We start from the raw sequence: 13,542 nt of genomic DNA, 5'->3' as shown, positions 1-13,542 counted from the left end.
CGTAAATTAGTGATCTCGGCTCGGTTTATTGGCGAAAACGCTAATACCTCGGCGGAGAATTCCGACCGTACGTATTGGTATCTCAAGATTGATCGGGGACAATAGCATTCACTTAAGCTAAGGCGCGCAGGAACATGGACTTACACGCACTATTGACATTGTCATTGGGGGACAAACCCTTCGCCAATCCTCGGCGGATAGCTTTGCTACGCCAAGTGGCTAATACTGGGTCTATCAGCCAGGGCGCTAAGTTGGCGGGGATCAGCTATAAGGCCGCGTGGGATGCGATAAACGAGATGAATACCACTATGCCCGAGCCCGTCGTCAGCAGCGAAAAGGGCGGTAAGGGCGGTGGCGGCGCCAAACTCACCGAGTTTGGTGAGCGTTTACTTAAGGTGTATTCCATCACCTCGCAGGTGCAGGAAATGGCACTGTCAGCGTTGCTGGATGATTCGGTCGATATGCACAGTTTGTTAGATGTGATGGCGCATTTCTCCCTTAAAACCAGTGCTCGCAACCAATTAACGGGGCGTATCCACGACATTGAGCCACTCGGTTTGAATGACAGCCTGAAGGTGACATTGGCGGGTGGGCAACAGATCCAAATCTCAGTGACCCATGCTAGTTTTGAGCGTCTGCAGTTAGCCTTGGACCAATCGATTCTATTGTTGTTTAAGGCACCCGCGGTGACAGCCAGTCGTGATGCTTGCCAGAGCATTGGGCAAAATTGCGTCAGTGGGCACTTACTGAGTGTGACCGAACTGGCCGATAAGGCTGAGTTAGCGATAGAGATTGGCGCTAAGGAGATTATCTATTCGGTGATACCATTGGCCGACATTCAAACGCTCAAGGTTGGTGAGCCTTGTTTTGCCTGTTTTGATGCAACACAAGTGATTGTTGCCAGTATGAATTAAGGCATGCCGCGAGGATGCTAGGCATCACGTGGCAGGCCTTTTTGAATGACCCGAACCAGTCGCTCCGTTTTTCGGTTATTGGCTTGTGAGCCGCCCGCATGTTGCCGCGCTAGGGCCCAATCGATATGTTCTTTCACTATTTCATCGACATCCGCTTGGGCTTTACGTTGCTCAAGGGCGGCGATGATTTGCGGCGAACTCGGCGCATTGCCTAGGGCGACGGCGATATTGCGTAGCCAGCGCTGATGACCAATACGGCGAATGGCGCTGCCTTCTGTCTGTTTAAGAAACTCGGTTTCGCTCCACGCAAACAAGCTGAGCAGTTCAGGCTGCTTGAGTTTAGGCCGAATATGGAAATCACTCTCTAGAGTCAGCGGCGCCTCGCGATTGACCGGGCACACCAACTGACAATCATCACAACCGTAAATGCGATTTCCCATTAAGGGGCGAAACTCCTCAGGAATGGCACCCTGCAATTCGATTGTGAGATAAGAAATACAGCGCCGTGCATCCACGGTATAAGGCTCGACTATGGCGCCTGTCGGGCAGGAGGTGATGCAGGCTACGCAGGTGTTGCAGTCTTCTTGGATTGGAATGTCTACGGGTAAGGGTAGGTTGATCAGCAATTCCCCAAGGAAGAACCAACTGCCCGCATCGTGATTAAGGATAAGTGAGTGCTTACCTGTCCAACCAATGCCGGCTTTTTCGGCGAGTGGACGTTCCAGCACTGGGGCCGAATCGACAAAGGGCCTGAAGTCGGCGGCATCAAACCCCAAGGCGACAAGCTCGCTACTGATTTGATCGCCCAGCTTTTTTAAGCGGGCACGGATGAGTTTGTGGTAATCCCTGCCGCCCGCATAACGCGAGATATAGCCCATATTCGGTGAAGCTAAGTTAGTGGCAAAGCCCGCCTCCGGTGGCAAATAATCCATCCGTGCTGAAATCACTCGAACTGTGCCTGGGTGCAACTCATGGGGGCGAGCGCGCATCATGCCATGGGTGGCCATGTAGGCCATTTCTCCGTGATATCCTTTATCTAACCACGCTTCCAACTTAGCTTCTTCCGCGGTTAAATCGGTGTCACAAATCCCTATTTGGGCAAAACCGAGCGCCTTTCCCCAGTTCTTGATTTGCATGGCAAGACGACTAAGTGTTGCTGCGTCGGGAATATTGGCGGGAGAGGTTGCTGTGGTTGACATGGAAGCTGCGTTGAACTTAATAAGATGGCGCTATGATAGCAGTTTTAAGCCGCTACGGACGAGTTTAGTGTTTCGGGGATTTAAGCCAAACAGCAATTGTTACTTTCTTCTGTGCGTAAATTAGATCTATGATTAAGATTAACCTCCCCTTCGGCCTTGCCTATGTTATCCGCCATTTCCAAGTACTGCTATCGATTGTTATTAGGTGTGAGCTTAGGTTATTCAGGGCTAAGCTTTGCTGTAGTGGCTCCAGTGCGTTTAGTCACAGAAGCTTGGCCGCCTATGAGTTTTGAGCAAGATGGTGTACCCACTGGTTTTGGGGTGGAACTGGTGAATATGCTGCAAGCTCGCCTTGGACAGCAAGAAAAGATTGAAGTATTGCCTTGGGCGCGGGCGTATTCGATCGCGAGTACAACGGCAAATGTGCTGCTGTTTGCGACATCTATTAGCGATGAGCGGGAAGCCAATTTTGATTTTATTGGTCCCATCGCGACTAGTAACATTACTCTTTACACCAGAGCGGACGATCCTATCAGCATCAATCACTTGTTAGATGTGAATACGGCGGGAATCGTTGGTGTGTATCGAGAGTCTGTGGGGGCACAACTGTTGCAACAGCAGGGAGTTAATGCCCTCTTAGTGGCAAGTTTTCCACAGCAATCGGCTAAACAGCTGTTGTTTTCGCGGATACGATTCTGGTGTCAGGCTGATCTGGCGGTAAAGCATATACTTGAAGATGTTGGGGCGAAGGACTCGGCTATTAAACCTGTTTATATTATCGCTGAAATCCATCTTTATCTTGCTTTCTCGAAGGGGACACCTGCCGAGACTGTGCAGCGTTGGCAAGTTGAGTTAGAAAAGCTAAAAGAGTCAGGGGAGTTTGCAAAGGTCTATCAAAAATGGTTTGGCGCACTGCAGCCCCCCCTCGAAAATCAGATTTTTTGGCGTAAAAATAATTCAGCTAGCAGGTAAGTTCCGCAGCTTTAACACAGTTTCTTCCGGCATTTTTGGCTTCGTACAGCGCGCTATCTGCCCGTTTCAGTAAACGGGCAAAGCTTTCATCTTGAGGCTTTTTCTCTGGACATAAGGTGGCAACTCCTGCACTAACCGTCAGTTTTAACTCTTCCGGTAAATTAATGGTGCCGTAACGGCTGATTAAGCTTTGTAATTCATGGGCCAGCTCCCAAACGCGTTCAGCGCTGGTATTGGGTAATAAGATCAAAAACTCCTCACCGCCGATCCTGCCGATTTGATTGTGGTCCGCGGCAAATTCTTTGCAGGCCTGGGCTATGGTTAAAAGTGCTTGGTCGCCAATTTCGTGGCCGAAGTTATCGTTGATTTTTTTAAAATGATCGGCATCGAAGATGATGATCGAAAAAGGCATTTGCTGTTTAATCGCTTGCTGAAAATACTGTTCTGCTTGGGCATATATATGCCTGCGATTAGGCAATTGGGTGAGATAATCGGTTAAGGCGATTGTTTGTAGTTGGCGGTTTCTGTGCACTTGCTTATAGGCAAATAGCGACACTATGCCCAAAATACAGCCCGTCAACAGTAGAATGATAAGCTGTAGTGACTTATTTTTTTCGAGCAATGCTAGTTCTTGCTCTTTTAATTTTTGGTTATCAATCAATCGCTTGTTTTCAGACTCGATCCTACTGGTATCAAATTTTACTTTTAATTCAGTTGTCTGGTGAGCCGTGGAGTTGTTATCAACTTTCTTCGTTAGATCAACAAATTGCTGCAGAGTATAGTAGGCTTGCTGTAAGTCCCCCATCGCAGCATAGATATCACTCTTGAGTTGTAACAGTTGAATAAGACCACGGTCATTATGCATGGTCCGAAAAGCATTTTCGGCTGAGGCTAGTTCAGTTAGCGCCTCTGGGTAAAGAGCTTGTTGAGAAAGGATTTTTGCCATAAACAGCTTCATAAAACCATAAGCTCCGGGCTCTTTCTCTGTAATGTCGAGTGCAGCCTCCTTTAAATAGTTTTCCGCTTCCTGTAACCGGTTTAATTGAATAAGACTGTAGGCTATATTCGTTGCATTTATTGCAGCCACAAGCTTGTACTTGTGATCTTTAAAATATTGGTAACTAAAGCGAAAGTTCTCTATTGCTTGCTCATGCTCCCCTATTTCATCTAGGGCGAGTCCAATATCTGAAGTTACACCAGCAACTTGATCCATATTGCCATTTTTTAAATATAACTCTTTGAGTTTTTGATAGTATTTTATTGCGCTTTCAGGGTCGCCATAGCGTCTAAAGCTGGTGGCAATATCGGTCAAGTTTATATTGGCCCAGCCTGTGAGATTTAATGATTCATAAAGCCCTTGGGCGGTGACAAGATCGTCTAATGCCTCTGAAAAGTCACCAATATAGGAGTGTAGTGCTCCACGAAGACTGCGGGCATCGGCAATGAGTTTTATATCTTCATGCGCGTATGCGCTTTTCACGCCTTTACTATAACTTTCCATAGCTCCGCTAATATCACCACTTAGCTGTAAAAACCAAGCATGGCAAAGGGTTATATCGGTAATAAAATGGGCCGAAGCGGTAGATGGAATATGTGAGAGCATTTGCTCGGCATAATTAAGCGCGTTAGTTATTTGGCCTTCATCATCTGAAGGTTGGCTCCAGCACTTGATTTGGTTCAGTTTTTCAATACGTTCTATATCATCACTTGAGATGTACTGCTCTAGTAAAGCAATATTTTTCTCGATGGCTTCACGGGACATTGTCTCACCGCTATCAAATAATTTGAATATTTGTTCGACCTGTGGCGGCTCTTCAGCTAAAGCTAGGTATGCTTGCCCGGTGAAGAGGAGTAGTGCTATGGCAAAGAATCGTCGGCAATATCGCAAGAGATAGATTTCCTGTTCACTTTGAAACAGATAGCTAACTATTATCCTAACATAAGTTTTTCACTAATTGTTTACATTGTGTATTGGCAATTTTTGCATTCATTCCGCTATCAAGGTATAAACGTCGCCTTGGATCTCACCCAATAAGGAAAACCCTTGAAAAAATTACTCTGTGCCGCACTGTTACTGTTCTCGGGAGCGAGTTGGGCAAACTCGGATGATATCGAGACCTCGGGCGATGTGGTTCATTTACTCCTGCCGGCGACGGCTTTGGGCGCGACCCTATTCTATGAAGAGGGGAATGAAGGCTCGTGGCAATTACTTAAAGCAGCAGTCTCGAGCCGAGTCATAGTCGAAGGGCTTAAACTGGGTGTCAGTAAGGACAGACCCGATGGCAGTGGTGATGATTCTTTTCCGTCAGGGCACACCTCGGACAGCTTTATGGCGGCCACGTTTATTCAGCAGCGTTATGGCTGGCAATATGGTCTGCCGGCCTATCTTGCCGCAACTTATGTGGGCTATACCCGAGTCGAGAGTGATAAGCACTATTTAGAAGATGTGCTCGCAGGCGCAGCCATTGGCGCACTGGCGGGTTGGTATTTTACTGAGCCCTATAAAGGGATCACAGTGACACCTTTGGCCCATAATGGGGTCTATGGTTTATATATTAGTGGCCAATTTTGAGCCGCTTAGGATAAGAGAGTTATTATGGCTGAAGTATCAGTTGAGTATCGTGAAATCGCCGAGCGGATTTCCCACAATGTTGCCAATAAAGTGCTACCTATGGCAAAAATGCCAGAGAGCCTGTTAGCGGCTTATCAAGGTTTATGTGCCGAGTTGTTACTCGATCGCGAAGACAAATTTGCCACGGCTTGGGAAGCATTACCCGCCAGTGCGCGCAATTTAATGCCGCAGGCTGAGTTCCACGGTTTTTATATTGCCAATGCGTGGTTGCAACTTAGCCGTGTCGCCCAGGAGATTTCTGAGCAGGCCGATACCGATGAGGCCATCAATGAGAATGAGTACAACGGTATTTTCGGTCGCTTAGCCGATGAGTCACTGAAAGAGTGCGTGCGGAAATTAAAGAAAGCGCGTACCGACCGTTCTATGCTCAACAGCTTTAAGCAGGTGATGGCGCCTTAAGCTGTGAGTTTGACTCAATAAAAAGCCCGTCGATTGACGGGCTTTTTATTGGAATAATGTCTGATATTAGAAAGACGTACGTTTATAACGGCGATACTCTGGCTTCCAGAAATTATCTTCGATAGATTGCATCAGCAGCTCATCACTTGCAGGCAAGGATAATCCTTGCTCAATCGCCACTTTACCGACGGCAAACGCAATATGCTTACTTACTGAGTGAATATCTTCCAATTTTGGCAGGAGTGGTCCTGAGCCATTAATGGCTAACGGTGAGCATTCGGCGAGCGCGCGGCTCGATGCCATTAACATCGCATCTGAGACATGGCGAGCACCCGAGGCGAGTACACCTAAACCAATACCTGGGAAGATAAAGCTGTTGTTACATTGCGCGATTTCATAGGTCTCGCCATCGACAACAACAGGTTCAAACGGGCTACCCGTTGCCACTAAGGCTTGGCCAGACGTCCAGTGCAGAATGTCTTTTGGCGTCGCTTCAACACGGCTGGTGGGGTTTGACAGTGGGAAGATAATTGGACGTTCGCAGTGGCTATGCATTGCACGAACAATTTCTTCGGTAAACAGACCCGGTGCGCCCGATACGCCAATCAGCACCGTTGGTTTAGCGTTATTGACCACATCGAGCAGTGAAATATTGTCGCTGAAGTTATTCCAGTTGCTGATATCGGCACATTTTTGAGCCAATTTTTGTTGGAATGGCAACAGGTTAGGCATGTTGTCGAGCAGCAGGCCCCAACGATCAACCATGCAAACTTGGCTGCGGGCTTGCTCGTCGCTGATCCCTTCAGACACCATTTGTGCAACGATAGCTTCGGCAATACCGCAGCCTGCGCTACCGGCACCTAAAAAGGCGATACGTTGTTTATTCAGCTCAGTGCCCGCGGCTTTACAGGCGGCGAGTAATGAACCCACAGTCACGGCGGCGGTGCCTTGAATGTCATCGTTAAAGCAGCAGTAGCGATCCTTATAACGCTCAAGGATTGGCATCGCATTCTTTTGGGCAAAGTCTTCGAATTGGATCAGTGTATCTGGCCAACGTACATGCACGGCTTGCATAAAGGCTTCGATAAACTCGGCATACTCTTCGCCGCCAATACGTGGATGGCGCCAACCCATGTACATAGGATCTTCCAGCAACTGTGGATTATCGGTACCTACGTCTAAGGTAATTGGCAGTGTGTATGCGGGGCTGATCCCACCACAGCTGGTGTAGAGCGACAATTTACCAATCGGGATCCCCATGCCGCCAATACCTTGGTCGCCTAAGCCTAAGATGCGCTCACCGTCGGTCACAACGATGATTTTTACTTTTTGGCGAGTCGAGTTATTGAGGATGTCGTCGATTCTGTCCTTATTCGGGTAGGAGATGAACAGACCACGGTTACGGCGATAGTTTTTCGAGAAGCGCTCACAGGCCAAACCTACCGTCGGGGTGTAGATAATTGGCATCATTTCGCTGATGTGGTTTTGCACTAAACGATAAAACAGGGTTTCGTTGGTGTCTTGAATGTTGCGCAGATAGATGTGCTTATCGAGATCGTTATTGAAACTTCTGAACTGATCGTAGGCGCGTGAAGCCTGTTCTTCAATGGTTTCAATGGCGTAGGGTACTAAGCCTTCGAGGTTAAAGAAAATACGCTCTTCTTCCGAAAATGCACTGCCCTTGTTAATTAAGGGGGCTTCAAGAATGGCAGGTCCTGCAAACGGAAGATAGAGGGGGCGTTTATTATCGTCCATGGGTAACCTTTGAGTTATTGTTTAATGGTTCGGTACGTGCTTGAGACGTGCTGTAAGTCACGTAAGGTTATCATGAAATGTGATCTTTGTTGCCTGTGTCGTGCGCTATTTGTGGCTTTTTTTGCAGCAGGCGCCAATCTGGCCGTTTAAAACATGCTTCTGTTAACTGATTGTAAATGCTTTTGCCGTGTAAATGGCTGTTTAAGGTGCTATTAAAACAAAAAACGCAGCCTAGGCTGCGTTTCTGGGGTTAAGCTATTTGGAGATTAAACACCGCGATATTTTAGTGATAAGCCACGGATAAAGTTACGCAGGATCTGGTCGCCACAGGCTTTGAAGTTTTTATGATCTGGATTGCGAAACAGTGCGCTTAACTCAGACTTAGACATTTGCACTTCGGCGAGCGCTAAGGTGGCCATAATATCTTCTTCACGCATTTCGAGAGCAACACGTAACTTTTTGAAGATTAAGTTATTGTTTAATTTTGATACTGGCTTTGGGATTTCAGCCCCTTCACGTAGACCGCGTTTTTCGATGATAAGACCATCTAAAAACTGACATAGGGTCGTGTCGTTACAGGCCTTATAGCCTTCTTCCTCTTCTTTGCGCAGCAGACTAATCATCTCTTCGGTTGGCACTTCTCTTCCAACTTTGGCAAAGATCTTAATCATTTTGGCATTGTTGAAATCAAACACGAAGCGCAAACGGCGCAAAATATCATTGTTAATCATGGTCATCTCTAGGCGCGGCTGCGCTGTCTGGTTTAAGAGCAGACATTATATACTCAAAGTAACAGAAAAGCAGGAAAGTCTAGTATGGATGAGGCCTGTGGCACAGTAGAGCATGAGCCCTCGCTGAGGGCTCATGCTTAAATAAGTAAAACTAAACGTTAACGGCTAAATACCAGTAAATAAAAAGCACTGCAAAAATAAGCAAATAGCTTAATCCTATCCAAGAGAGGCCTTTCATTTTTATGCCATAACGATGAGCCTCTGGCAGTTGGGTGCTAGTCATTAAGCGATAGTTTAGCCATGCAAAAACAACTGTAGTCATAAAAGCCAAAATCATCACAAATTCCAGCAGTGGCAGCAGGGCGCCCTTGAAAAACAGGATGAGCAATAATCCTAATGCGCTTACGCTGAGCATGATGCCCGTTAGGCGTTTGTCCGATGGGGTTTCGCTGACTGCTGCGCGTGAGAGCAGTTGCCAGCCCATGTTCAAGGTTCGGCTATAGCCATCGATGACAGTGACAGTGGTGCTGAAAATACATAAAAACGCCACTATGCCTATCAAATAGCGGCTTTCACCACCCATGACTTGGCTATATAAGTTGATTAATTGGTTCGCAAATTTGGCACCAGAGTCGGAAAAGTGCTCACCACTGCCATGCATCACCAGCGCACCTAAGGCCAAAAAGACCACAGCTAACAGGGCGGTGACGATATAGCCTAAGTTGAAGTCTAAGATGGCTTGGGCGGGGGTAACGGGTGATGTCTTTTGTTTTTCCAATAACCACAGCGAATTCCATGCGCTGACTTCAATTGGTGCTGGCATCCAACCCATCATGGCGACCAAGAATCCCACATGGGCCCACTGCCAAGGTGAGGGGGAGACAAACTGGCTTTCAAGCGGTTTTACATGATCCAATGCCAAGGCGACGGCGATTAAGGTGGTGAGTGTCAGGGCGAACATGATGATCTTCGTCAGCCTGTCCAACAATGAATAGTGCCCTAAAATCAATAACAACAACGAACTTATCAGCACCAATAACGCCAACACATCAATAGGCAGAGGGATAAACTGGGTGAGCATGGCGGCGGTTAACATGCAAACCCCCGCGGTGCTGGCGATGGAAGCAATCACATTGAGGCCAGTGAATAACCACAAGTAACCTCGGCCCTGTTTAAGATAACCATGCAGCAGGCTTTCACCCGTTGCAGCGGTGTAACGTGCACCTGCGGCAAAGAAGGGGTATTTCAGCAAGTTTACTCCCAGAATCACCCAGGCGAGTTGCCAGCCAAATTCTGCGCCGGCGCGGGTAGATGACACTAAATGTGAAGCCCCAATCGCAGCGGCGGCCATTAACACACCGGGTCCCATGGCTTTTACGCCGAGGGCCAGTTGGGCTGTCCAATTCATGGGGAGAGGTTTTACTTGAGAAGTCGCCATAATACGCAGGGTGTTTCCTTATCCGTTGGAAATGGTTTGCTCGATACTGAGCTATCTAAGCCGTTAAGTCGCGATGTTAACTGTTAAGAATTGTATTTTGAGGCGAGTAGGGCTTCGATGCGTTTTAAGCTTGCCGTCATTTCCACAAGTTGGGTCAACATTGCGTTATCTTCTGTGGGAGCGCTCGTCTCGCTGGTGGTATGTGCCTCACTTAAGCGTTCTTTTTGCTCCAAAATCTGCGCCCTAAAATCGGGGGCGTTGACTATACCAACCAGACTAATTAAGGCGCCAGCGCCCGATTGTCCTGCGGTTTCTACAGTGAGTTTATGTAATCCCATCAGGCGCATAATCGGCCCCTGAATGAGGGCGATATCGGTAATTTTATCTAAGGGAACCGTATTTTCTGTGCGAGTTAATATGCCTCTGCGCACGATCAGCTTTTTGCTGGTTAAGCGTGCGCTCATATTGCTGATGTAGCGGCGAGTCCCCCATAACCCAATAGGAAACCAAAGTAATAACAAGGGAATACCCACAATACTTAAGGTGAAGTAAGCGGCCCCTGAGAGTAACCAGTACAAACCTAAATTATCTTCAAATTGGGCTTCATGAATTGTTTGTTCTTGCATGTTCTTCCTCAATGCCAATGTTCCATTTCGCTATCTTGAGAGATCTCAGCAGGAAAATACATGGTTTTTATTAGTAACAAAAGTTTAACTTTTTACAGTCCCCCATTGACTTTGTTTTACAACCGATTACCTTGGTTGTGTTAAAAATTAGTTTAATAAAAGTAAAATAAATTTAACGAATGAAGATTAGGGGATGTAAATGAAAAGACCTCAGATTCTACCCAGTGCTTGTGCTATTGCGATCGCAATGGCATTTGCCCCGAGTATTAGCTATGCTGCCGATAACGGCGCTGACAAAGTTGAACGCATTGAAGTAACGGGCTCTCGTATTAAGCGCACTGATATCGAGGGACCGTCACCCATTCAATCCATTGGCAAAGAGGATATTGCCAACATGGGTTTTGACAACCTGCAGCAGTTACTCGAACGTATGCCTGCCAACGGTGCTGGCGCTTTCTCTACCCGTGGGAACAGCCAAGACTCGACCGCAAACGGTGGTGCTTCAATCAGTTTGCGTGGCTTAGGCCCTGACGCCACTCTGGTATTGATTAACGGTCGCCGTGTTGCGGCAAGTGCCTTTGCCGAAGGTATCACTAACTCCTTCGTCGACATTAACAACATTCCGGTTTCAGCGATTGAACGCATTGATATTCTGAAAGATGGTGCATCGGCGATTTACGGTTCCGATGCGATTGCGGGTGTAGTTAACATCGTCTTGAAAAAAGACATCGAAGGGATTGAGGTTAACTTAGGTTACGGCGACACCCCAGGTACGGGTTATGATGAAACCACGGCAAGCGTCGTTTGGGGCGTGAAGTCCGAAAAGGGCAGTGCGTCGGTTATTCTCGACTATTTTAAAAACGATACCTTAGCGGCAACCGATTTGGGCCGTTTTGGCACAGCCGATCAAAGCCCTTACGGTGGTGAAGATTTCCGCTCCTCACGCGGTTTCCCCGGTTATTTTTATGTTGATGGCGTGAAGACAATCGATCCATCCTGTCCGCCCGATCGTGCAACGGCCAGCGGCAGCTGTTTATTTGACTATGGTCCATACAACTTAGTGATCCCTGAGGCTGAGCGTATCGGGGCTATTGGTCAATTCGATTACCATTTCAATGACGATTTAACCGCGTTCCTCGAGTTAGCCGCGCAACATAACTCTTCAATTGCGGGTGGTGCGCCAACACCTTTGGATGAAGATGCGGCCTTAACTGTGCCTGGCACTCACCCAAATAATCCTTGGGGCAAAGATATTGAAATCGGTCGTTTCCGTACAGTGGATGCGGGCGCTCGTCGTTGGGATATCGAGTCCGACACCCTGCGTTTAGTCGCGGGTTTACGTGGCACGATTAAAGAGTGGGATTGGGAAGCCTCGGTACAACGCGGCCGTAGTGAATCGACTCAAACGGGCGATCGTACTCAAGGTTGGGTCAGAACCGATTACCTGCAAGCCGAAATTGATGCGGGTCGCTACAATCCCTTTGGCGGCACCATGAACTCGCAGGATGTGATCGATGCGATTACCACTAGCCTAGTTCGCCAAGGTTTATCGAGCATGACGTCTTACGCGGCGAACATTTCTGGCCAAGCGTTCACGCTGGCGGATCGCGATATTATGATGGCTGCGGGTGTGGAATACCGTGAAGAAAGTGTCAGCGACGTGCCGGATGAACAGTTCCAACGTGGGCTGATTTTCGGTACCGAAGCGGTTTCTGCGGCGGCATCCCGTGACCAATACGCGGGTTATGTGGAGTTCTCTATTCCTGTCACGGATAACTTTGAGCTGCAACTCGCGGGTCGCTACGACCACTACAGCGATTTTGGTTCAACCACTAACCCTAAAGTGGCGTTCCAATGGGGCATCACCGATGAGCTGACGAGCCGTGGTTCTTGGTCAACGGGTTTCCGCGCGCCTTCATTAGCACAAATCGGTTTAGGCCCATCACGCGAAAGTAGCTTCTTTATCGATACTTATCGCTGCGCCGCCGATGGTGTAGATTGTGAAGCGCTCGACTACAACACTGAATTCCAAGGTAACTCTGAGTTGGATGCCGAAGAGTCAGAAACATGGAACCTTGGACTTATCTGGGCGCCAAGCCAGAAGTTTGATATCGGTTTCGATGTTTACAGCATCACTCAAGATAACAAGATCGATAAGCAGCCATTGGGTGATATCTACACCGCAAACTGTAACGATCAAAACAGCACAGTGTGTGAGCGTTTAGCACCGCAAGCGGGTCAAACCTTAGGCCCTATCAGCATTATTCACTCAAGCTTTATCAACTTAAGCTCGCAGGATGTGCAGGGTGTTGACCTGTCAACCCACTATGGTCTTGAGCTAGATAGCTTTGGTGATTTGAAGTTTGGCCTAGAGTACAGCTAATAACTTCGAAAAAGACGGTCTCGATTACACTGGCGAGTACAAGTTCCCACAACATCGCTGGTTACTCACCACGAATTGGACCATGGATAACTTCGCGGCCAACGTAAACTTAAGTTACATCGGTGAGTTCGAAGATACTCCAGATATCGACTTTGACGGTGTGTTAGACTTCGAAACTAACAAGTCTCGTATGGTGGATGCTCAGTTATTAGTTGATATGTCAGGTAGTTACCGATTCAACGAGATGTTTAAGCTGACATTAGGCGTGAACAACGTGTTTGATGAAGAACCACCATTTGCGATTGGTGACGGCGATACCGACCTCTATGGTTATGTGATTTCTGTACACAACCCAATGGGACGTTATATCTACACCAAACTGACAATGAACTTCTAATGAGTCATTGATTGAGTCATAGGAAACGGCGCTTCGGCGCCGTTTTTGTATTTTACTCTGCCGCGACACAGTGTATCTTCGTTCTCGTTAATCAGT

General features: G+C 47.6%; 10 protein-coding genes and 1 pseudogene. 5 read left to right on the top strand and 6 right to left on the bottom strand.

Translation table 11 applies throughout. From position 1 onward, the window contains the following. Nucleotides 1-134 precede the first annotated feature (134 nt). Nucleotides 135-914: a TOBE domain-containing protein gene (locus ACUZ8J_RS17295; protein ID WP_446694470.1), complete on the top strand. Its 780-nt coding sequence runs from the start codon at nt 135-137 to the stop codon at nt 912-914. 17 nt (nt 915-931) lie between these two features. On the opposite strand, the gene queG is transcribed toward ACUZ8J_RS17295, so the two are convergent. Beyond that, nucleotides 932-2,113 carry a tRNA epoxyqueuosine(34) reductase QueG gene (gene queG / locus ACUZ8J_RS17290; protein ID WP_446694469.1) on the bottom strand — a complete coding sequence of 394 codons (1,182 nt, stop codon included), beginning with the start codon at nt 2,111-2,113 and terminating at the stop codon, nt 932-934. A gap of 162 nt (nt 2,114-2,275) precedes the next feature. Between queG and ACUZ8J_RS17285 the strand changes: the two genes are divergently transcribed. Next, nucleotides 2,276-3,085, top strand: a complete 810-nt coding sequence (locus ACUZ8J_RS17285; protein WP_257749136.1) for a substrate-binding periplasmic protein — start codon at nt 2,276-2,278, stop codon at nt 3,083-3,085. Here the strand turns inward: ACUZ8J_RS17285 and ACUZ8J_RS17280 are convergent. Next, a complete protein-coding gene (locus tag ACUZ8J_RS17280) occupies nt 3,075-5,015 on the bottom strand; it encodes a diguanylate cyclase (RefSeq protein WP_446694960.1) in 1,941 nt (646 codons plus the stop codon). The genes ACUZ8J_RS17285 and ACUZ8J_RS17280 overlap by 11 nt on opposite strands. A 114-nt stretch (nt 5,016-5,129) precedes the next feature. Between ACUZ8J_RS17280 and ACUZ8J_RS17275 the strand changes: the two genes are divergently transcribed. Both ACUZ8J_RS17275 and ACUZ8J_RS17270 read left to right on the top strand, forming a co-directional pair. Then, nucleotides 5,130-5,657, top strand: coding sequence for a phosphatase PAP2 family protein (locus ACUZ8J_RS17275; RefSeq protein WP_282643430.1), 528 nt, complete (start codon nt 5,130-5,132; stop codon nt 5,655-5,657). 24 nt (nt 5,658-5,681) lie between these two features. Continuing rightward, a complete protein-coding gene (locus tag ACUZ8J_RS17270; protein ID WP_446694468.1) occupies nt 5,682-6,116 on the top strand; it encodes a DUF3069 domain-containing protein in 435 nt (144 codons plus the stop codon). A 66-nt stretch (nt 6,117-6,182) separates the two neighbouring features. Here ACUZ8J_RS17270 and ACUZ8J_RS17265 read toward each other — a convergent pair whose 3' ends face one another. From ACUZ8J_RS17265 to ACUZ8J_RS17250, 4 genes are all read right to left on the bottom strand, one after another. Beyond that, a complete protein-coding gene (locus tag ACUZ8J_RS17265; RefSeq protein ID WP_086902015.1) occupies nt 6,183-7,871 on the bottom strand; it encodes an NAD-dependent malic enzyme in 1,689 nt (562 codons plus the stop codon). A gap of 266 nt (nt 7,872-8,137) precedes the next feature. Next, a complete protein-coding gene (locus ACUZ8J_RS17260; protein ID WP_041412549.1) occupies nt 8,138-8,602 on the bottom strand; it encodes a DUF1456 family protein in 465 nt (154 codons plus the stop codon). A 151-nt stretch (nt 8,603-8,753) separates the two neighbouring features. Then, nucleotides 8,754-10,040, bottom strand: coding sequence for an Nramp family divalent metal transporter (locus ACUZ8J_RS17255; protein ID WP_446694467.1), 1,287 nt, complete (start codon nt 10,038-10,040; stop codon nt 8,754-8,756). Nucleotides 10,041-10,123: 83 nt separating this feature from the next. Beyond that, the gene (locus ACUZ8J_RS17250; protein ID WP_011625253.1) at nt 10,124-10,666 is read right to left on the bottom strand and encodes a PH domain-containing protein; all 543 of its coding nucleotides are present in this window, start codon (nt 10,664-10,666) and stop codon (nt 10,124-10,126) included. Nucleotides 10,667-10,865: 199 nt separating this feature from the next. Between ACUZ8J_RS17250 and ACUZ8J_RS17245 the strand changes: the two are divergent. Continuing rightward, a pseudogene (locus tag ACUZ8J_RS17245) lies at nt 10,866-13,446 on the top strand (TonB-dependent receptor). The last annotated feature ends 96 nt before the right edge of the window (nt 13,447-13,542 follow it).

This window comes from Shewanella sp. Koi 1 (genome assembly GCF_052907445.1).
The sequence above is the reverse complement of the archived record's forward strand: the minus strand, read 5'-3'. Positions and strand labels throughout refer to the sequence as shown.

Excerpts from the sequence above, each read along its gene's own strand:
- ACUZ8J_RS17285 (WP_257749136.1), top strand. The coding sequence starts at position 2,276 with ATGTTATCCGCCATTTCCAAGTACTGCTATCGATTGTTATTAGGTGTG.
- ACUZ8J_RS17270 (WP_446694468.1), top strand. The coding sequence starts at position 5,682 with ATGGCTGAAGTATCAGTTGAGTATCGTGAAATCGCCGAGCGGATTTCC.
- queG (WP_446694469.1), bottom strand. The coding sequence starts at position 2,113 with ATGTCAACCACAGCAACCTCTCCCGCCAATATTCCCGACGCAGCAACA.
- ACUZ8J_RS17295 (WP_446694470.1), top strand. The coding sequence starts at position 135 with ATGGACTTACACGCACTATTGACATTGTCATTGGGGGACAAACCCTTC.
- ACUZ8J_RS17265 (WP_086902015.1), bottom strand. The coding sequence starts at position 7,871 with ATGGACGATAATAAACGCCCCCTCTATCTTCCGTTTGCAGGACCTGCC.
- ACUZ8J_RS17255 (WP_446694467.1), bottom strand. The coding sequence starts at position 10,040 with ATGGCGACTTCTCAAGTAAAACCTCTCCCCATGAATTGGACAGCCCAA.
- ACUZ8J_RS17250 (WP_011625253.1), bottom strand. The coding sequence starts at position 10,666 with ATGCAAGAACAAACAATTCATGAAGCCCAATTTGAAGATAATTTAGGT.
- ACUZ8J_RS17260 (WP_041412549.1), bottom strand. The coding sequence starts at position 8,602 with ATGATTAACAATGATATTTTGCGCCGTTTGCGCTTCGTGTTTGATTTC.